Origin of the sequence: Cypionkella sp. TWP1-2-1b2 (assembly GCF_049896245.1) — a bacterium.
In the GTDB taxonomy this organism is placed as follows: Bacteria; Pseudomonadota; Alphaproteobacteria; order Rhodobacterales; family Rhodobacteraceae; genus Cypionkella.
Genome location: NZ_JAFCTX010000016.1, coordinates 74812 through 92385 on the forward strand (window position 1 = coordinate 74812; position 17574 = coordinate 92385).

General features: G+C 60.0%; 19 protein-coding genes and 1 tRNA gene. 5 read left to right on the forward strand and 15 right to left on the reverse strand.

The genetic code is table 11. The features are described 5' to 3' along the window. The first annotated feature begins 1 nt into the window (after window position 1). Genes ACP7AP_RS12505 through ACP7AP_RS12515 form a run of 3 tightly spaced genes read left to right on the forward strand, consistent with a single transcriptional unit; the run spans window position 2 to window position 2869 of the window. Complete coding sequence (locus ACP7AP_RS12505; protein ID WP_426034538.1) at window positions 2–841, forward strand: carbohydrate ABC transporter permease; 840 nt, start codon at window positions 2–4, stop codon at window positions 839–841. Further along, complete coding sequence (locus ACP7AP_RS12510; protein WP_426034539.1) at window positions 838–1869, forward strand: Gfo/Idh/MocA family protein; 1032 nt, start codon at window positions 838–840, stop codon at window positions 1867–1869. Before ACP7AP_RS12505 ends, ACP7AP_RS12510 begins: the two co-directional genes overlap by 4 nt. Before the next feature lies 1 nt (window position 1870). Then, the gene (locus ACP7AP_RS12515; protein ID WP_426034540.1) at window positions 1871–2869 is read left to right on the forward strand and encodes an ABC transporter ATP-binding protein; all 999 of its coding nucleotides are present in this window, start codon (window positions 1871–1873) and stop codon (window positions 2867–2869) included. Window positions 2870–3013: 144 nt separating this feature from the next. Here the strand turns inward: ACP7AP_RS12515 and ACP7AP_RS12520 are convergent. From ACP7AP_RS12520 to ACP7AP_RS12590, 15 genes are all read right to left on the reverse strand, one after another. Next, window positions 3014–3088 (reverse strand) — tRNA-Gly (locus tag ACP7AP_RS12520). A 99-nt stretch (window positions 3089–3187) separates the two neighbouring features. After that, entirely contained in the window at window positions 3188–4405 is a 1218-nt protein-coding gene (locus ACP7AP_RS12525; protein WP_426034541.1) for a DegT/DnrJ/EryC1/StrS family aminotransferase, read from the reverse strand. 180 nt (window positions 4406–4585) lie between these two features. After that, the gene (locus ACP7AP_RS12530) at window positions 4586–5887 is read right to left on the reverse strand and encodes an NAD(P)/FAD-dependent oxidoreductase (RefSeq protein ID WP_426034542.1); all 1302 of its coding nucleotides are present in this window, start codon (window positions 5885–5887) and stop codon (window positions 4586–4588) included. A 1-nt stretch (window position 5888) separates the two neighbouring features. Next, window positions 5889–7244, reverse strand: coding sequence for a glutamine synthetase family protein (locus tag ACP7AP_RS12535; RefSeq protein WP_426034543.1), 1356 nt, complete (start codon window positions 7242–7244; stop codon window positions 5889–5891). 35 nt (window positions 7245–7279) lie between these two features. Then, entirely contained in the window at window positions 7280–7972 is a 693-nt protein-coding gene (locus ACP7AP_RS12540; protein WP_426034544.1) for a type 1 glutamine amidotransferase, read from the reverse strand. 143 nt (window positions 7973–8115) lie between these two features. After that, entirely contained in the window at window positions 8116–9453 is a 1338-nt protein-coding gene (locus ACP7AP_RS12545) for a glutamine synthetase family protein (RefSeq protein WP_426034545.1), read from the reverse strand. A 145-nt stretch (window positions 9454–9598) separates the two neighbouring features. Further along, window positions 9599–10426 carry an ABC transporter permease gene (locus ACP7AP_RS12550; RefSeq protein WP_426034546.1) on the reverse strand — a complete coding sequence of 276 codons (828 nt, stop codon included), beginning with the start codon at window positions 10424–10426 and terminating at the stop codon, window positions 9599–9601. Then, window positions 10423–11304, reverse strand: a complete 882-nt coding sequence (locus ACP7AP_RS12555) for an ABC transporter permease (RefSeq protein ID WP_426034547.1) — start codon at window positions 11302–11304, stop codon at window positions 10423–10425. Before ACP7AP_RS12555 ends, ACP7AP_RS12550 begins: the two co-directional genes overlap by 4 nt. A gap of 54 nt (window positions 11305–11358) precedes the next feature. After that, a complete protein-coding gene (locus tag ACP7AP_RS12560; RefSeq protein WP_426034548.1) occupies window positions 11359–12081 on the reverse strand; it encodes a transporter substrate-binding domain-containing protein in 723 nt (240 codons plus the stop codon). A gap of 29 nt (window positions 12082–12110) precedes the next feature. Further along, the gene (locus tag ACP7AP_RS12565) at window positions 12111–12890 is read right to left on the reverse strand and encodes an ABC transporter ATP-binding protein (protein WP_426034549.1); all 780 of its coding nucleotides are present in this window, start codon (window positions 12888–12890) and stop codon (window positions 12111–12113) included. Window positions 12891–12991: 101 nt separating this feature from the next. After that, window positions 12992–13765, reverse strand: coding sequence for a phosphate/phosphite/phosphonate ABC transporter substrate-binding protein (locus tag ACP7AP_RS12570; RefSeq protein WP_426034550.1), 774 nt, complete (start codon window positions 13763–13765; stop codon window positions 12992–12994). Continuing rightward, window positions 13762–14199, reverse strand: coding sequence for a TerB family tellurite resistance protein (locus tag ACP7AP_RS12575; protein ID WP_426034551.1), 438 nt, complete (start codon window positions 14197–14199; stop codon window positions 13762–13764). The genes ACP7AP_RS12570 and ACP7AP_RS12575 overlap by 4 nt, the downstream gene beginning before the upstream one ends. 68 nt (window positions 14200–14267) lie before the next feature. Next, on the reverse strand, window positions 14268–15173 hold the full coding sequence (locus tag ACP7AP_RS12580) for a PhzF family phenazine biosynthesis protein (protein WP_426034552.1): 906 nt from the start codon (window positions 15171–15173) through the stop codon (window positions 14268–14270). A 31-nt stretch (window positions 15174–15204) separates the two neighbouring features. After that, entirely contained in the window at window positions 15205–15981 is a 777-nt protein-coding gene (locus tag ACP7AP_RS12585; protein ID WP_426034553.1) for a 23S rRNA (adenine(2030)-N(6))-methyltransferase RlmJ, read from the reverse strand. Window positions 15982–16110: 129 nt separating this feature from the next. Continuing rightward, window positions 16111–16593, reverse strand: a complete 483-nt coding sequence (locus ACP7AP_RS12590) for a hypothetical protein (RefSeq protein ID WP_426034554.1) — start codon at window positions 16591–16593, stop codon at window positions 16111–16113. 140 nt (window positions 16594–16733) lie between these two features. Between ACP7AP_RS12590 and ACP7AP_RS12595 the strand changes: the two genes are divergently transcribed. Next, the gene (locus ACP7AP_RS12595) at window positions 16734–17057 is read left to right on the forward strand and encodes a type II toxin-antitoxin system RelE/ParE family toxin (protein ID WP_426034555.1); all 324 of its coding nucleotides are present in this window, start codon (window positions 16734–16736) and stop codon (window positions 17055–17057) included. A 13-nt stretch (window positions 17058–17070) separates the two neighbouring features. Beyond that, complete coding sequence (locus tag ACP7AP_RS12600) at window positions 17071–17352, forward strand: helix-turn-helix domain-containing protein (protein ID WP_426034556.1); 282 nt, start codon at window positions 17071–17073, stop codon at window positions 17350–17352. Window positions 17353–17574: the final 222 nt, after the last annotated feature.

A 17574-nucleotide genomic window follows, 5' to 3' on the forward strand; every position in this document is an offset into this window, starting at 1 on the left:
CATGTCCGTCTCACGCCACTCACCGCTGCGCAGCGTGGCCGCCCATGCGGTGCTGCTGACCTATACGCTGATCGCGTTGTTCCCGGTTTTTGTGATTGTGATCAACGCGTTCAAATCCCGCAAGGCGATCTTTGCGCATCCTTTGGCTTTGCCCAATGCCGAAACTTTGGATTGGGTCGGTTTCAAAACCGTGCTGAAACAGGGCGATTTTTTTCAGTATTTCCTGAATTCAATGACGGTGACGGTGGGGAGCCTGTTCTTCGTGCTGCTGTTTGGCGCGATGGCGGCGTTTGCGCTGTCGGAGTATCGCTTCAAGGGCAATACCATGGTTGGCCTCTATCTGGCTCTGGGCATCATGATCCCGATCCGGCTGGGCACGGTGGCGATTTTGCAGCTGATGGTGGCGAGCGGGCTTGTGAACACGCTAACCGCGCTGGTGCTGGTCTATACCGCGCAGGGGCTGCCTTTGGCGGTGTTCATCCTGTCGGAATTCATGCGGCAGGTGTCGGATGATTTGAAAAACGCCGGGCGGATTGATGGGCTTTCCGAGTATCGCATCTTCTTCCGGCTGGTGCTGCCGCTGATCCGGCCCGCGATGGCGACGGTGGCGGTGTTTACCATGATCCCGATCTGGAACGATCTGTGGTTCCCGTTGATTTTGGCGCCGGCGGAGAGCACCAAGACCATCACCCTCGGCAGTCAAGTGTTCATCGGCCAGTTTGTCACCGATTGGAACGCCGTGCTGGCGGCGCTGAGTTTGGCGATCCTGCCAGTGCTGGTGCTGTATCTGATCTTCTCGCGCCAACTTATTCGCGGCATCACCGCAGGAGCCGTCAAATGAGTATCAAAGTTCTGGTTGCTGGATTGGGCAATATGGGCCGCAGTCATGCTTTGGCCTATCACAACGATCCGGCGTTTGAAATCATAGGGCTGGTGAACCGCTCGAAGGTTGATCTGCCTGCGGAATTGCAGGGCTATCCGCTGCTGACGGATTACGCGGCAGCGCTGGCGGCGTTGAAGCCTGATCTGGTGTGCGTGGCGACCTATTCGGACAGTCACGCCGATTACGCCTGTGCGGCGATGGCGGCGGGGGCGGATGTATTTGTCGAAAAACCCCTCGCCACCACAGTTGCCGATGCGCGCCGCGTGCAGGCGATGGCGGTAGAGACCGGGCGCAAGGTGGTGGTGGGCTACATCCTGCGGCATCACCCAAGTTGGATCAGGTTGATTGCCGAGGCGCGGGCTTTGGGCGGGCCTTATGTGTTCCGGCTGAACCTGAACCAACAATCGTCTGGCCCGACGTGGGAGGTGCATAAGGCGCTGATGCAGACCACGCCGCCGATTGTCGATTGTGGCGTGCATTATGTCGATGTGATGTGCCAGATCACCGATGCGGCCCCGGTGGAGGTGCGCGGCATGGGGCTGCGGCTGTCCAATGAAATAGCACAGGATATGTATAACTATGGGCATTTTCAGGTGATTTTCGCTGATGGTAGCCTTGGCTGGTATGAGGCCGGCTGGGGGCCGATGATGTCGGACACCGCGTTTTTCGTCAAAGACGTGGTCAGCCCGAATGGCGCGGTTTCGATTCGGATGCCGGACTCGGCGCGCTCGGATGATATCGACACCCACACCAAGACCTCGCTGCTGCGGGTGCATAAGGTGGCGACGGGCGATACCGATATTTCGATGGCGGATGAGCCGGGGCATCAGGAACTCTGCGACCGTGAGGCGGCTTATGTGGCGCGCGCGATCCATGAGAACCTCGATCTGACGCGGCATATGAACGATGCGGTGCAATCTTTGGCGATCTGCCTCGCTGCGGATGAAAGCGTGCGATCCGGCCAACCTGTCAAGCTAGGAGCCTGAAATGGGCAATCTGACTTTATCTGCTGTCACCAAATCCTTCGGCACCGTCGATGTCATCAAAGGTGTGAACCTGACAGTCGAAGATGGCGAATTCTGCGTGTTTGTTGGCCCCTCGGGTTGCGGAAAATCCACCCTATTGCGGATCATCGCCGGGCTGGAGGATGCAAGCGGTGGCGAGATTAAAATCGACGGCGTTTCGGTGAACAATACCCCGCCGAGCAAGCGCGAAATCGCGATGGTGTTCCAATCTTACGCGCTTTACCCGCATTTGACGGTGCGGGATAACATGGGGCTGGGGTTGAAACAGGCGGGATCATCGACGGCTAAGGTGGCGGAAAGTGTGGCGCGGGCGAGCGGCATGCTGTCGCTGGAGGCGCTGCTGGATCGCCGCCCTGCGGAATTGTCGGGCGGGCAGCGGCAGCGGGTGGCGATTGGCCGGGCGATTGTGCGCACGCCAAAGCTGTTTCTGTTTGACGAGCCGCTGTCGAATCTGGATGCGGCGTTGCGGGTGAATACCCGGATCGAGATTGCGCGTTTGCACCGGGAATTGAAGGCGACGATGGTTTACGTCACGCATGATCAGGTCGAGGCGATGACGCTGGCCGACAAGATCGTGGTGCTGAACGCCGGGCGGGTGGAGCAGGTCGGGCGGCCGATGGAATTGTACAATGATCCCGACAACGCCTTTGTCGCGGGGTTTATCGGCAGCCCGAAGATGAACTTCCTGAAGGCGCAGGCGATGGGTGAGCAGGGCGAGAAGGTTGGGGTGCGCCCCGAACATCTGGCAATCTCACGCGATGCGGGCATGATTGCCGGGCGGATCAGCCATGTCGAAAAGCTGGGCAGCGAGACGCTGATTTATGTACGGGCGGAACCGCATGGCCCGCTTACGGTGCGGCAGTTTGGCGAGCAGGATTTCGCGGTGGATGAGGCGGTGTATCTGACCCCTGATGCGCCGCGCGCGTTTCGGTTTGATGCCGGTGGGATGCGGATGCGGTAGCGGCCCCTCCACGCCGCCCCGGCCTTGAGCGGGGGCTCCCGCTCCAATCCGAGAGGCCTCGGCCCAAGGCCGGGGCGGTGGGGGATCAACACAGCAAAAAGCGCCCCATGGGGCGCTTTTTTCATGCAGGTCTTGGATTTCCGATGGAGCGGGCGATGAGATTCGAACTCACGACCCTAACCTTGGCAAGGTTATGCTCTACCCCTGAGCTACGCCCGCAACCGTCGGATTGCGGTGAAATAAGCGAGCGGCAGGGCGGCTGCAAGGGGGAAAATGCAGGCCCCCCACTGATTTATCACGATGATTTATCGGGTGGATTCAGGCCGAGGCGATGGCTGCGGATTTCAGCGGGGCTTTCACCGTAGTGGCCGCATGGATCAGCGTCTCGGCGATGTAATCCAGTTCCGCTGCGGTCAGTCGGGTCGGCAGCCGCACGTCGCAGGCGCGCATCAGCATGGCGCGGGTCTGCGGCAGATCAGGGGCAGGGCCAAGGAATTCCCAGTTCCAGAACGCGCGGGCGTTGCCTTCGGTGAGGCCAAAGATTTGCACCGAAACGCCGCGCTGTTTGGCATGGCCTTGGAAGGCGAAGGCCTGCGCGTCGGTCCAATCCCCGCCGAGGTTGAACTGGATCGAATCGGGCGCGCGCTGTTCCGGCGGCAGAGCGGGTGGCACAGTCAGGAACGGGCTGGCGTTCAGCTGTTCGGCGACTCGGTCATGGCCGGCGCGGCCCTTGGCGACGCGGGCAGCGACTTCGGGCAGTTGCGGGCGGATCACGGCGGCAGACAGGTTTTGCATCCGCATGTTGTAGAGCGGCAGTTTGTTTTGCCACAGCATGTAGCTGTTCTGCATGCCGGGATGCTTTTTCCAGTTCTGCTCATACGCGCCCGACATGATCACGCAGCGGGCGGCGATTTCGGGATCATCGGTGGTCAGGATGCCACCTTCGCCCGCGTTGACCAGCTTGTAGGATTGGAAGCTGAAGCAACCGACCTTGCCGATGGTGCCGATGTTTTTGCCGTTCCAAGTGGTGCCCAGGCTGTGGGCGGCGTCTTCGATCACCGGGATATTGCGCGCATCGCAGAGTGCCATGATCGCATCCATATCGCTGGTATGGCCACGCATGTGGCTGATCAGAACTGCGGCTGCCCCCGGCAGTTTGGCGGCGAAATCCACCATATCAACGCGGTAGTTGTCGCCAACCTCAACCAGAACCGGCGTGCAATCGGCATGGACAACGGCAGAGGGCACGGCGGCGAAGGTGAAGGCGGGGATCAGGATATTGGCACCACGCGGCAGGTCAAGCGCTTTGATGGCGAGGAACAAGGCGGCGGAACATGAGGCGACGGCGAGGGCGTATTTGGCGCCTAGCAGGTCGGCAAATTCCTGCTCCAACAGCGCCACCGGGGCACCTTCGGCGGCAGTGTAGCGGAACAGATCGCCCGAGCTGAGCAGGCGTTCAATCTCGGCGCGGGCGGCCTCGGGGATCGGTTCGGCATCGTAGGTTTGCGGGGCGCGGGTTTGTCCGTCAGCAGCCATGATCACAGCTTTCCTTAAAGTCTTCTTTAGAAAAGCTTTAAACACAGGATTGGTGACAGGCTAGTGACAATCGCGCGCCTGCGGTGAAATCCGCCGACAGTGCAGCGGATTTCTGCTTTGGTTGTGGCGGTTGACAGCGCCGGTGTGCTTTCTAAGCGGGGGTTTGTGGGCGAAATTGCCTTACAGGCCCAAACGGTCGCGCATGCCATACCATGTCATCGCCAGCACCAGCAGCGGCCAACGTAGCGTCGCACCACCGGGAAAGCGCGGTTGTGGCAGGCTGGCCATCAGATCAAAGCGTTCCGATTGCGCCGCGGTGGCTTCGGCGAGGATTTTGCCCGCAAGGGTCGCCATCGCGACGCCGTGGCCAGAGTAGCCCGAGGCGGAGAGGGTGTTCGCATAGGGCCGGGTGAAGCAGGGCATCCGGTTCATGGTGATCGCCAAAGTGCCGCCCCAGGCGTAGTCGATCTTGGTGCCTTTCAGTTGGGGGTAGACCTGAAGCATCGGTTTCGAGACGGTTTTGATCAGATCGGGGAAGCGGTAGCCGTAGGATTCGCCGCCGCCAAACAGCAGGCGGTTGTCCTCCGACAGCCGCCAGTAGTTGACGACGAATTTGGTGTCGGCGACGGCCACGTTTTGCGACAAGATGTCTTTGGCGCGATCCCCCAAGGGTTCGGTGGCCACGATGAAGTTGTTGATCGGCATGACTTTTGCCGCGACTTTTGGCGCGAGATTGCCGAGATAACCGTTGCCCGCAAGGATCAGGTGTTTGGCATGGACGCGGCCTTGGGCGGTGTGGACGGTTGGCTGCGCGCCGTGGTCGATATGGGTGACTTCCGAGAGTTCATGCAGGCGCGCGCCAGATTTGGCGGCGGCGCTTGCAAGGCCAAGGGCGTAGTTCAGCGGGTGCAAATGGCCCGCGTCATGGTCAATCTCGCCACCTTTGTAGACCTTGGAGCCGATCAGGTTTTGGATGCCTGCGCGATCAAGCGGTTCGAGATGGGTGTAGCCGTAGTCGCGCTGAAGTTTTTCAGCATAGGCATGGCTGTCACGCACCTGTGCCTCTGTCCAACAGGCGTGCGCAATGCCGGGGTGAAAGGTGACGGGCATGTTATGAGTTTGGATGAGATTCTTCACCAAAGCCTTTGATTCTTCAGCTAAATCCCAAAGCTTATGGGCAGTCTGAACCCCCACGGCTTTCTCGATCCAATCCTGATCCTGGCGCTGGCCGGAGCCGACCTGCCCACCATTGCGCCCCGAGGCCCCGAAGCCGAGTTTATGCGCTTCGAGCAGCACCACATCATAGCCTTTTTCGGCCAGATGCAGCGCTGCGGACAGGCCGGTATAGCCGCCGCCGACGATGCAAACGTCGGCGCGGATCTCGCCTTGCAAGGCTGGGAAAGCGGCCAGCGGTGTGCGGGTGGCGGCGTAGTAAGACGGGGGGTAGGCCCCCGTCTGATCATTCGCGTGCAACAGGTTCATGTTATACGTTCAACAGCAGGTGTTCGCGTTCCCACGGGCTGATGACTTGCAGGAATTCTTTGTATTCATTGCGCTTTACCGAATCGTAGACTGCTACGAATTCCGGTCCCATCATCTCGCACAGGGCTTTGTCTTCTTCCAAAAGGTCAAGCGCATCGCCCAAGTTGACCGGAATATCGTCGCTGTCGATATAGGCGGAACCTGCAAATTCCGGGCGCGGGTTTTTCTTTTCCATCAGGCCGAGATAACCGCAAGCCAAGGTGGCGGCGATGCCAAGATAGGGGTTGCAATCCATTCCCGGCAGGCGGTTTTCCACCCGACGGCCCGCTGGGGCCGAGATCGGGATGCGGATCCCGGTGGTGCGATTGTCGCGGCCCCATTCAAGGTTAATTGGGGCTGCAAAATCCGGCACATAGCGGCGATAGCTGTTCACGTAGGGTGCAATCAGCGCAATGGCCCCGGTCAGGTGGTTCTGCATCCCAGCGATGAAATGCAGGAAATGCTCGGTCTCACCGCCCTTTTTGTCGGAAAAGATGTTCTTGCCGGTTTTGCTATCGACGACCGAGGTGTGAATATGCATCGCCGAACCCGGCTCTCCGGCGATGGGTTTGGCCATGAAGGTGGCGAAACAATCGTGGCGCAGGGCGGCTTCGCGGATCAGGCGTTTGAAGAAAAACACATCGTCTGCAAGGCGAATGGGGTCGCCATGGGCAAGGTTCAACTCAATCTGGCCCGCACCACCTTCTTGCAGGATGCCATCAATTTCAAGGCCTTGCGCCTCGGCAAAATCATAGATGTCGTCGATCACCTTGCCGTATTCGTCAATCGCCGACAGGCTATAGGCTTGCTTGCCCGCAGCCCTTCGTCCCGAGCGGCCCATCGGCGGGATCACCGGCTGGTTGGGGTCGATGTTGCGGGCGGTCAGGAAAAATTCCATCTCGGGTGCCACGACGGGCGTCCAGCCTTGGGCGGCGTAAAGGTCCATGATCCGGCGCAAAACGTTGCGCGGGGCGAAGGGGATCAGGTTGCCGTCCTGATCCTTGGCGTCGTGGATCACTTGCAGCGTCACATCGGCGGTCCAGGGGGCGGCGGTGGCGGTGGTGAAATCGGGTTCCAGAATCATATCCGGCTCGGTGAAAGCATCGAACGGATTGTCGGCCCATTCCCCGGTGATGGTTTGCAGGAAGATCGAATTGGGCAGGAAGTAGTTGGTTTGATAGGCGAATTTCGCCGCCGGCATGGCTTTGCCGCGCGCCACGCCTGCGATATCGCCGATCACACATTCGACTTCATCCACCCGGCGATCACCGATGTAGTTGCGGGCTGCCTCTGGCAGTTGGTCGGTCCATTTGGACATTTTTTCACACTGTTGGTTCGGGTTAACCCCGTCTGTCAGGCGGGGACTTTGTGTCTTTTGGCCTTGAAGAAAGCAGCGATCTGCGCCGCCATGGTTTGATCCTGAATCGGGTCTGACAGCCGGTCTGCGGCTGCCGCCATCACATCGTCAGGGACCAAACCTTTGCCCCGAGTTTGCATCAGGCCATCAATGAATTCGGGGCGAAATTCAGGATGGGCTTGCACGGTCAGCATCCGATCATCATAGATCAGTGCCGCATTGGTGCAGAAATCGTTTGTTGCCAGAACCGATGCATTGGCGGGCTTTTCGGTGACCTGATCGCGGTGCCACGCGTTCAGGGTCATGTGCTGACCGTTGAAATCGTAATCGGTGGCACCGACCGCCCAGCCGCCAGCGTAGCGTTCAACGCGGCCGCCCATCGCTTGTGCGATGATCTGGTGGCCAAAGCAGATGCCAACCATCGGGATATGGGCGGCGTAGGCATCGCGGATGAAAACCTCTAACGGCGGAATCCATGGGTGATCTTCGTAAGCGCCGTGGCGCGATCCGGTGATCAGCCAGCCGTCGCAGTCGTTGACGGAGGCCGGAAATTCACCCTCAACCACGCGAAAGGTGCGATAGCTGAAACCGTTTCCCGCCAGCAGGCGCGCGAACATATCCGGGTAGTCGCCCGACGTTTTCACAAGCGCGTCAGGGGCAAGGCCAGTTTGCAGGATTCCGATGAGCATGTGCTGTCCAAGTTGGGTGAGTCGAGGGTAGCGCAGCACCCCCCCCGGTCGGTCAAGGGGGGATGCTGCAAGCTTTGATCAAACGCCGGGACCAAGGCGATTTCCGCACTGAAATCGGGAACGGAATTCGCGCGAATTCCGCCTCAGACCGTGTCGAGGTACAGCTCAATCCGCTCGGCGTCGGTCAGCTCACCAATGTAGTGATGCTCTTGCCGCTTGGTCGAGATCAGGTTCTTGATCAGCTCGGGGTGGATAAAGCGGGCAACGATTTCGGATTGCTCCATCGCGTCAATCGCGGCCTCCCAACTGGTCGGGATCTGCGGCAGACCTTCAACCGCATAGGCATTGCCGACCACCGGGCTGGAGGGTTCCAGCTGATTCTCAATCCCGTCCAGTGCCGCACCCAAGATCGCGGCGAGCATGAGGTAAGGGTTCACATCGCCGCCTGCGACACGGTGTTCAATGCGGCGCGCGGCGGGGTTGCCTGCCGGGATACGGATCGCAGCGGTGCGGTTTTCATAGCCCCAAGCAATCGCGGTGGGGGCGTGTTTGCCCGGCACCAAACGCTCATAGGAATTCTGGTGCGGCGCAAAGATCAGTGTGGAATCGTGCATCGCATTCAGACAGCCCGCGACGGCGTTTTTCATCATCGCGGTGCCTTTCGGGCCGCCGCTATCAAACACGTTGTCACCCTTGTCATCAATCACAGAAAAATGGGTGTGCAGACCCGAGCCGGAATATTCCGGGTAAGGTTTCGCCATGAACGAAGCCGCAAAGCCGTGACGCCGCGCCAGACCCTTGACCAGCATCTTGAACAACCATGCATCATCGGCGGCACGCAGGGCGTCGTCGCAATGCATCAGGTTGACCTCAAACTGACCAAGCCCGGTTTCCGAAGTGGTGGTGTCGGCGGGGATATCCATCGCTTCACAGGCGTCGTAGAGGTCGGTGAAGAAGGTGTCGAACGCGTCAAGTGCCCGGATTGACAGGGTTTCTGCGGCTTTGCGCACCTTGCCGGAACGCGGTGAGGCGGGGGCTTGCAGGGTTTTGCCAGAATCGTCGATCAGGAAGAATTCCAGCTCAATGGCACACACGGGCGTTAGGCCACGGGCTTTGAAACGATCGACCACAGCGCGCAGAGCATGGCGCGGGTCACCCTCATACGGCGTGCCGTTTTCGCGGAACATCCAGATCGGCAGCAAAGCGGTGGGGGCTTCCAGCCATGGCATCGGCATGAAGCCGCGCTCGGTGGGTTTCAGGATGCCGTCTTGGTCGCCCTGCTCGAACACCAGCGGGCTGTCGTCAATGTCTTCGCCCCAGATGTCGAGGTTCAGAACGGAAAACGGGAACCTTGTGCCGTTTTTCACCACGCTATCAGCAAAGCGCGCAGGCACGCGTTTACCACGGGCTTGCCCGTTCAAATCCGCCGCAGCGACACGAATGGTCCGCACGTCGGGATGCTTTCTCAGCCAGTCTTTCATCATTGCACATCAGGAAGGCATGGAGCCGCCCACACTTGCCAAAATGGCCAGCGGACAGATCGGATCATGCCCTTGATCCTATCCTTTTTTGTGATCCCGGCGGCTGCCACGATAGCAGTCCCGCAATTTGATCAAATGTAGGTTACTATCGGATCAGCTGAGGACGCAAGCGAATTCTGCTGCGGATGTTTTGCGGCAGATGGCGGTTCAGGTGGCGATTGATGCGGCCAAACAGCCAGATCACCCCCAAGGTGAGCAGAACGAAATACATCGCGACAATCGGATAAGGGATGAACGGGTTGAAAGTTTTGTCGGCGAAATAGTTGGCGTAATAGAGCGCGTCACCTTGTTGGCTGAGTGCCGGGAAGCCCGAGAAAAACACCAAAGTGGTGGATTGAAACAGGAAAATCGCCTCATTGGTGTAGCTGGGCCAGGCGAGGCGCAGCATGGTTGGCCATTGCACGCGGCGGAATTTGGCAAAACCGGTGATGCCATAGGCTTCGGCGGCTTCCAGATCGCCTTTCGGGATCGAGCGCAAAGCGCCGTAGAAAATCTCGGCGGAATAGGCGGCGGTGTTGAGGAACAACACGATCAGCGCGCCCGCCCAAGCTTTGGTCAGCCAGGATGAGGTGAGGGTCAGGCCGAACAGCTCAATGCCCGTGCGGGGCAGCATCACCAGCATTTCATAGGCGAGGAAGAATTGGATGAACAAGGGCGAGCCGCGGAAGACAAACACGAACCACTCGGCGGGTTTGCGCAGCCATGGGTTATGGGCGATGCGGGCCAAGGCGAGGGCATTGGCGAGGAAGAAGCCAAACAGCAGCGCCAAAGCGCCGAAATAGACGTTCCAGATCAGGCCGGAACCGATCAGGGTGAATTGCTGGCAGAGGGTGAAATCGGTCTTCGGCAGCAGTTTCGCGCCAATGCCGACAGAGCGCAGCGCGTAATCGGTGAAGGTCTCCCAGCAGCTCATATCGCGGCCTTTCGCATGGCTTCGCCTGCGGCGGTGGCTTGGCCTTTGGACAGCCGGTTTGAGATGCGGGTCAGCACGATTTCCGAAAGTTTGGTCATCAGCAAATAGAACACCAGCAGGCCAAGGAAGTAGTATAGCCGCCAATCGGGGTGCGGGTAGTCATAGGCTTGGGTCTTGGTGCCGCCCAACTCGCGGGCGTAATAAACGATGTCTTTGACCGACAGAAGGAACAGCAAAGGCGTGGCTTTGATCAGGATCATCCACAGGTTGGTCAGGCCCGGTAAAGCGTAGGTCCACATTTGCGGCACCAGCACGCGGCGGAAAACTTGGCCGTGGCTCATCCCATAAGCCTCGGCGGTTTCCAACTGGGCGCGGGGCACGGCTTGCATCGCGCCATAGATCACGTTGGCGACAAAAGCGCCGAACACGATGGCGAAGGTGATCACCGCAAGGCCAAAGCTGTAGGCTTGGAAGGTGAAGGGCGATGCGGTGGCGGGGGGGACTTTGGCTTGCGGGCAGACGTGGAATTCAAGGCCGCGGAACACCGGTTGTGAGAGGTCGTCGCAGACCCGCAAATGGTTGAGGTATTCGATGCCTTGGTCCAGCGCGATGACGAAGAACAGGAAATACACGATATCCGGCACACCGCGCACCATCGCGGTATAGGCTTTGCCGATCCAGCGCAAAGGGGCAATCTGGCTGCGCGCAGCCATCGCCCCACCAAAGCCCAAGGCCATGGCCACCGGGGCGGTGATTGCCAGCAGCAACAGCACGGTGACAAAAGACCAATAAAAATCAAGGTGCTTGCCCGATGTCAGGTAGCACATGGCCCAAGTCAGGCCCTCAATCGCTTTGGGGGTGGCGCAAGCTGCGAACATTTGATCTGCCCGAAATAAAGTGGCCCCCCGATATGTGCCGGGGGGCCTTTGGGATTAGAATTTCAGACCTTCCGGGCCGAAATACTTCTCAATCAAAACGTTCAGGCTGCCATCGGCTTTCATCGCTTTGATCGCCGTGTCCATCTTGGCTTTCAACTCGGTATCGGACTGGCGCATGCCCAGACCGACGCCACCACCGATGGCGATGTCTTCGCCCGCAAAAACCAAAGCACCGTTCGATTCCGCTGCGAAGGGGCGCAGATAGTCTTTGTCGGCAAACACTGCGACAGCCTCACCGTTGCGTACAGCGGCGACGGTTTCATCGGGGGTGGGGAATTCCAGCAGGGTGGCGCCGGATTCAGCCACATAAGCGGCTTGGATGGTGCCGACTTGGGCCGAAACCACGCCGGTTTTCACATCGGCATCCGCCGAGGCGGCAAGATAGGCCGAAGCGGCTGGTGGATAGTAGTTGTCCGAGAAGGTGATGACTTTGGAACGCTCGTCGGTGATCGACATGCCCGCGATGATCACGTCGTAGTTGCCCGATTGCAGGTTGGGGATGATGCTGTCCCATTCGTTGGTGGTCCAGGTACATTCCAGTGCTGCCCGCTTGCAGACCTCATCGCCGAATTCGCGCTCGAACCCTGCCACTTCGCCCTTGTCGTCGATGAAGTTGAACGGGGGGTATGCGCCCTCGGTCGCCAAGCGCACCACGTCCGCCGAGGCGAAGCCTGCGGATAGCGCCATAAGCGCGGTGGCGAAAAGTAGTTTTTTCATTGGTATCTCCCGGTTGGTTTTTGGTTTTTTTAATGTGCGCCTGCGGACAAGAACCCGCGCAGGCGGTCGGTTTTTGGGCTGCCGAATAGGTCCGTCGGCGGGCCTTGTTCTTCGATTTTGCCTAAGTGCAGGAAGATGACGTGATCGGACACGTCGGCGGCGAGTTTCATATCGTGGGTGACAAGGATCATGGTGCGACCTTCATCGGCCAGTGCCTTGATCACCTTGATCACCTCTTGCTCCAGTTCGGGGTCAAGAGCGGAGGTCGGCTCGTCAAACAGCAAGGCGCGGGGTTCCATGCACAAGGCGCGGGCGATGGCGGCGCGTTGTTGTTGGCCGCCCGACAGCATCGCGGGCCAAGCATCGGCCTTATCGGCGATGCCAACTTTGGCGAGGTATTCGCGGGCTTTCACCTCAACCTCTCTCGGGTCGCGCTTCATCACCGTCACCGGGGCTTCCATAACGTTTTGCAGGATGGTCATATGCGACCACAGGTTAAACTGCTGGAATACCATGGAAAGATTGGTGCGCATCCGGGTGACCTGCGCGCGGTCGGCGGGGTGGCGGCCAAGGCCTTGGCCCTTCCAGCGCACCGGCTCGCCTTCAAAGCGGATCTCGCCCTGTTGGCTGTCTTCCAGCAAGTTGCAGCAGCGCAGCAGGGTGGATTTGCCCGAGCCAGACGAGCCGATCAACGACACCACATGGCCACGTGGGGCGGTCAGATCGACGCCTTTCAACACCTCAAGCGCGCCGTAGCTTTTGTGTAGATCATGGATCGCGATGACGGGTGTATCGGCAGATTCGTTCACTTGGCGACCTTATCTCGGGGCAGGTGATCAAATAGGCCGCAGAAATGGTGGCATTGCAACGGGTTTTGCAGCGCATTTTGGCGGGTGCTTGGGCGTTTTGCCTAAGAAAGATGCGCAATCTGTTCAGGTGAGGCCGGCGTGGGCACCGCAAGATAAGCGCTGGCCGGGATCGCGATCAGGCCTTTCAGGTGCAATGTGGCCTGATCAGCCGCGCTGAGGCCGGCAATCGCGGCTGCGGTGACGCGGAAGAAAACTGCCGCATCATTGGTTTTGGCGGTGATATAGGGCAGCACAGGCGTCGGCGGTTCGGTACAGGCGATTTCTTTCAGATGGGCGGCGAAGGGCTCGTATTGTCGCAAGAGTTCCCAAGTCAGCGCGTCGATTGCCGCCAGATCAGCGCGGGATTCGGCGACGGCAAGCGCAGACAGCCGGTGGCCGCCGGTTTGCAGGCTGGGCGGGAAGTGCAAGCCGCGGGCGCTCGCGTGGTTTTGCGGGGCGGCCCAACCGGATTGGCTAAGGTCTTCGTTATAGGCGAAAGACGTGTGGGAATACGCGGCCAAAGTGCTGCGCGGATCATCGTGGCGGGCCACGAAGACCGAAGTGTAATGGCCAGGGGGGCAACCGGGCAGGCCATAATCCGGGGTGCCGATCAGGGTAACATGGTCGTGCAGTTTGGCGCGGAACGGAAAGCCGCAGGTCTGCGAGAAGGTGAGGTCTGGCGATTGCCATGCGTCCCAATAGGCGTGTTCGCCTCTTGTCAGGCTTTCGGGGGCTTGGATGCCCTCGGCGCGCAGACCGTCGCGGATATTGGCCCACAACCGATCATTGGCGGCAGCGGTTTCCGGGCGATCATACATGCCAAGCGAGGCGATCATGCGCGGTCGGCTTTCTGGCGGGCTTGCGCAGATTCGACGTCCGAAAGGCCCAACAGGTTGGCGAGCAAACGCATTTGCTGATCTTCGCTGGCGTCACGCTGGCCATCGGCGAGGGCGACGGACCATAAAGCCTCGACCAACCCGGCGCGGTCTTCCAGCGGCACGGCGGCTTTCAGGGCGCGGGTAAAGCGCACGGTGTCGGGGGCTTGGGATTCGAAATCCTCGGCTTGGGCGCGCAGGGCGGCGGCCTCAAACGCATCAAGCCCGTTGCGGGTCATCAGGATTTTCTCAATCCGTTCGACTTCTTCAACGGCATAGAGGCCATCGGTTTTCGCGACCCTGACCAGCAGGGCGGCAAGCGCCAGCCGGGCGTCGGGATCGGCCATGCGGGTCGGGGCGGGAGCCAGAAGGCTGCGGAGGATTTCTGCGAACATGCTGTCAGGATAGGCGGGTGCTACGGCCTTGCCAAGTGGCGTTGCTCGCGCCGAAGCGCACGAAGCGGTTACGGGCGGCGGATTTTTCCCGAACTGATCGGCACGGCGCTGCCTTTGATACGAACGGCGGTAATGCCGCGCGCGGTGGCGTCGATGGTCAGGCCGATGCTGGAGGGGCGGCCCATCTCGACGCCTTGGCGCAGGGTCAAGCGGGTGCTGCCCGAGGAGATCACGCCGGTTCGCCAAAGTTGCGCGGCCAGAATGGCGCTGGCCGATCCGGTGGCGGGGTCTTCGGGGATGCCTGCGGTGGGCGAAAACATGCGGGCTTGGAAATCGCAAGTCTGGCTGGGTGAAGTTTGGCCGGGGGTGTAAAGATAGGCGCTGTCGACTTCTGCGAGGGCCATCAGCACGGACCAATGCGGCTCGTGCGGTTTGGCATTGCTCAGGGTTTGCAGGCTATCGACGGGGACATACAGAAAGCGCGGGCCACCTTGATGGGTGGCGGGGCGATGGTTGGCAAAGCCGATTTGGGCGGGCGCAAGGCCGAGGCTGGCGGCAATCAGATCAAGCGGCAGGTCGGTTTTGACCGGGAAGGGCAGCACGGGGGCTACGAATTCGGCCTCAATATGGCGGCCTTGACGGCTGACGGTAACTTGGGCAAGGCCCGCTTCCTCCTCTAGCGTGATCAGCGTTTCAAAATCGCCCGTGTGTCTGGCGCAGGCGAGATGGATGGCGCAGCCGATGGTCGGATGGCCTGCAAAGGGGATCTCGGCGGTGGGAAAGAAGATGCGGACGCGGGCGGTGTGGGCAGGGTCTTGCGGCGCTTGCACGAAGATCGTCTCGGACAGGTTGAACTCGCGCGCGAGGGTCTGCATTTCGGCGGTGGTCAGGCTGTCGGCACCCAGCACCACAGCAAGCGGGTTGCCCGCGAACGGGGTTTCGGTGAACACGTCGAGGGTGTGAAATTCCAGCATTTGAACATTCCAGCCTTAGAGGGTCTTGAAATTACAGCGCCTTGAAATGCGTCTCAATCCGCGCGGCTTCTTCAGCCAGACCGTAAGGCGGATTGACGATAAACAGGCCCGAGCCTTCCATCCGATGCCCCTCCCGCGCCGGGGGAAAGCGGACTTCCGAGCGTAGGGCCTCGGGGAACTGGGCTTCGAGGGCTTTCAGCATCGGGCCATGCGGGCCACCTGTCAGCAGTGGATACCACAAAGCAATGATCCCGACGTTCCATTTGCGGTTGATATTGGCGATTTGCTTGGGGATGGCGTCGTAATCGGCCTTCACCTCGTAGCTGGGATCAATCAGCATCAGACCCCGGCGCGGCGTGGGCGGGGTGACGGCAAGCGCCAGATCGAAGCCGTCTTGTCGGTAGACATGCGCGCTCCACGGGTTCAGGGCGTGACGCAGGTGTTGATGTTCTTGTGGGTGAAGCTCGGCGAGGTGAATGGTGTCTTGGTCGCGCAAGCTGAGCGCGGCGATCAGGGGAGAGCCGGGATATGCGAGGGGGCCGTAGCTGGCACGGACCTCATTGAGACGGTTGCGATAGGGGTGCAGGGGCGGGAACCATTGTTCGGCAATGGCGATGCCCGCTTCGGCCTCGCCGGTTTTCAGCGCCTCATCGCTGCCCAGATCATAGAGACCGCGGCCCGCGTGGGTCTCGATATATGTCAGCGGTTTGTCTTTTTGGGTGAGGTAATCGAGCATGACGGCCAGAAGCGCGTGCTTCTGGACATCGGCGAGGTTTCCGGCGTGGAACAGGTGTTGATAGGACAGCATGCGGGTTTATAGGGCCGGATTTTGCGGGGGGGAAGGGGATTTGCGCAGGGTCCCAACTCGGGACCTTTTTTATGTGTGTGATTTCAAGGGGATGGGGTGGTGGAGTTAAGGGTTTATTAAGGTTTTGGACTATTTTCGCAGGCAAGCGCTGCCATCGGTTTTGAAGATACCGGTGGGGCGGTAGTTTTTCAGCGCGGTGCGAGCGGCGAGGGTGATCAGGCAGGCCATCTCATCGCCGCGGTCGGGATTGAGGGTTTGCAGGCTGGCGGTGACGCCAAAGGCGGGGGTTCCCTCATAGGGAATCTCATAGGTTTCTGGCGAGATGCCGACGGTTGCGGAGATCGTGTAAAGCCAGACCCGATTTGTACCTGTGCCAACCCAGCGGCCTACATCCGGGGCGGGTTCGACATTCACCACCAGATCGGCACCGGGGCAGTTTTTCGCTTTCAGGCCTGATTGCGCCATCACCTTTGCCAAGCGCGGCAACAGATACGCGCCGTAGCCCGAGCTATACTGGGTCGAGGACAGCTGGATGATATAGCTTTTGCCGCTGAATGGGTCGGCCAGAGCCGGGGTGGCGAGGAAAGCTATGGCAAGGGCGAGACGGGGCATATGGGCACCGGGGTTGTTGGGCGCAGGATCGGCGCGGGGGAGGATTGGGGCAAGTTCGGCGTTAGTGGTTGGTTAAGGAGGATGCGGGAGAGTTCGGGGGAGGGCTTGATTGAATATAGCGGAAAGGGTATATAGCGAAAATGCAATGGTCGGTGGAGGCGCTGGCGGCGGCTCAGATGGAGATTGACGCGCTGCCCGTAGGTTTGCGGGCGCGGATGTATCGCCTGATGGCGATGATCGAAAGCTATGGGCTGGAGCAGATGCGCGAGCCGCATGTGAAGCATCTGGGCGGCAAGCTGTGGGAATTGCGCGCCAAAGCCGCTGAAGGCATTGCGCGCGGGCTTTATGTGGCGGTGGAGCGGCGGCGCGTTGTGCTGCTGCATGTGTTTGAGAAGAAATCAGAAAAGACACCGCTGCGGGCTTTGAGCTTGGCGCGGGCGCGGATGAAGGAGATTTCGCGATGAGGGAGATGGCGCGATGAGCAGAACCATTCCGTTGGCCGAAATGCTGGCGAAGAACATGAAAGATCCCGCCTTCGCCGCCGCCTATGCCGAGGCGGATGCGGAGTATTCGGTAATCGAGGCGATGATCTCGGCCCGCGCCGAGGCAGGTCTGACGCAAGAGGCTTTGGCGGAGCGGATGGGGACGACCCAGTCGGCGATTGCGCGGCTGGAGGGCGGGCGGGTGTCGCCCTCGGTGGAGACCTTGCGGAAGTATGCGAAGGCGGTGGGGAAAAGGCTGCGGGTGGAGATGGTATGAGGGGGTAGGGTGGGTTCCTAGTCTGATATGGCGCGGCGCTTGTGCGGGGTTTATAATCCCGCACAATCAAATTAAACAATCCTGTCAATTTCATTCATAAAGCGGCTCTGTTGCACAAATCAGCCTGAGGTCGAGTTTTCCCTTCCGCTGGACAGAGTCATCCCACACGTTGAGTTTGCGGCGTTCCAAGTGCCGTAAATCGGTTCAGGATCGCCGCCCTGA

What these genes read in the sequence shown, in the direction of transcription:
- ACP7AP_RS12505 (WP_426034538.1), top strand. Translation starts at nt 2, where the DNA reads ATGTCCGTCTCACGCCACTCACCGCTGCGCAGCGTGGCCGCCCATGCG.
- ACP7AP_RS12510 (WP_426034539.1), top strand. Translation starts at nt 838, where the DNA reads ATGAGTATCAAAGTTCTGGTTGCTGGATTGGGCAATATGGGCCGCAGT.
- ACP7AP_RS12515 (WP_426034540.1), top strand. Translation starts at nt 1,871, where the DNA reads ATGGGCAATCTGACTTTATCTGCTGTCACCAAATCCTTCGGCACCGTC.
- ACP7AP_RS12525 (WP_426034541.1), bottom strand. Translation starts at nt 4,405, where the DNA reads ATGGCTGCTGACGGACAAACCCGCGCCCCGCAAACCTACGATGCCGAA.
- ACP7AP_RS12530 (WP_426034542.1), bottom strand. Translation starts at nt 5,887, where the DNA reads ATGAACCTGTTGCACGCGAATGATCAGACGGGGGCCTACCCCCCGTCT.
- ACP7AP_RS12535 (WP_426034543.1), bottom strand. Translation starts at nt 7,244, where the DNA reads ATGTCCAAATGGACCGACCAACTGCCAGAGGCAGCCCGCAACTACATC.
- ACP7AP_RS12540 (WP_426034544.1), bottom strand. Translation starts at nt 7,972, where the DNA reads ATGCTCATCGGAATCCTGCAAACTGGCCTTGCCCCTGACGCGCTTGTG.
- ACP7AP_RS12545 (WP_426034545.1), bottom strand. Translation starts at nt 9,453, where the DNA reads ATGAAAGACTGGCTGAGAAAGCATCCCGACGTGCGGACCATTCGTGTC.
- ACP7AP_RS12550 (WP_426034546.1), bottom strand. Translation starts at nt 10,426, where the DNA reads ATGAGCTGCTGGGAGACCTTCACCGATTACGCGCTGCGCTCTGTCGGC.
- ACP7AP_RS12555 (WP_426034547.1), bottom strand. Translation starts at nt 11,304, where the DNA reads ATGTTCGCAGCTTGCGCCACCCCCAAAGCGATTGAGGGCCTGACTTGG.
- ACP7AP_RS12560 (WP_426034548.1), bottom strand. Translation starts at nt 12,081, where the DNA reads ATGAAAAAACTACTTTTCGCCACCGCGCTTATGGCGCTATCCGCAGGC.
- ACP7AP_RS12570 (WP_426034550.1), bottom strand. Translation starts at nt 13,765, where the DNA reads ATGATCGCCTCGCTTGGCATGTATGATCGCCCGGAAACCGCTGCCGCC.
- ACP7AP_RS12575 (WP_426034551.1), bottom strand. Translation starts at nt 14,199, where the DNA reads ATGTTCGCAGAAATCCTCCGCAGCCTTCTGGCTCCCGCCCCGACCCGC.
- ACP7AP_RS12580 (WP_426034552.1), bottom strand. Translation starts at nt 15,173, where the DNA reads ATGCTGGAATTTCACACCCTCGACGTGTTCACCGAAACCCCGTTCGCG.
- ACP7AP_RS12585 (WP_426034553.1), bottom strand. Translation starts at nt 15,981, where the DNA reads ATGCTGTCCTATCAACACCTGTTCCACGCCGGAAACCTCGCCGATGTC.
- ACP7AP_RS12590 (WP_426034554.1), bottom strand. Translation starts at nt 16,593, where the DNA reads ATGCCCCGTCTCGCCCTTGCCATAGCTTTCCTCGCCACCCCGGCTCTG.
- ACP7AP_RS12595 (WP_426034555.1), top strand. Translation starts at nt 16,734, where the DNA reads ATGCAATGGTCGGTGGAGGCGCTGGCGGCGGCTCAGATGGAGATTGAC.
- ACP7AP_RS12600 (WP_426034556.1), top strand. Translation starts at nt 17,071, where the DNA reads ATGAGCAGAACCATTCCGTTGGCCGAAATGCTGGCGAAGAACATGAAA.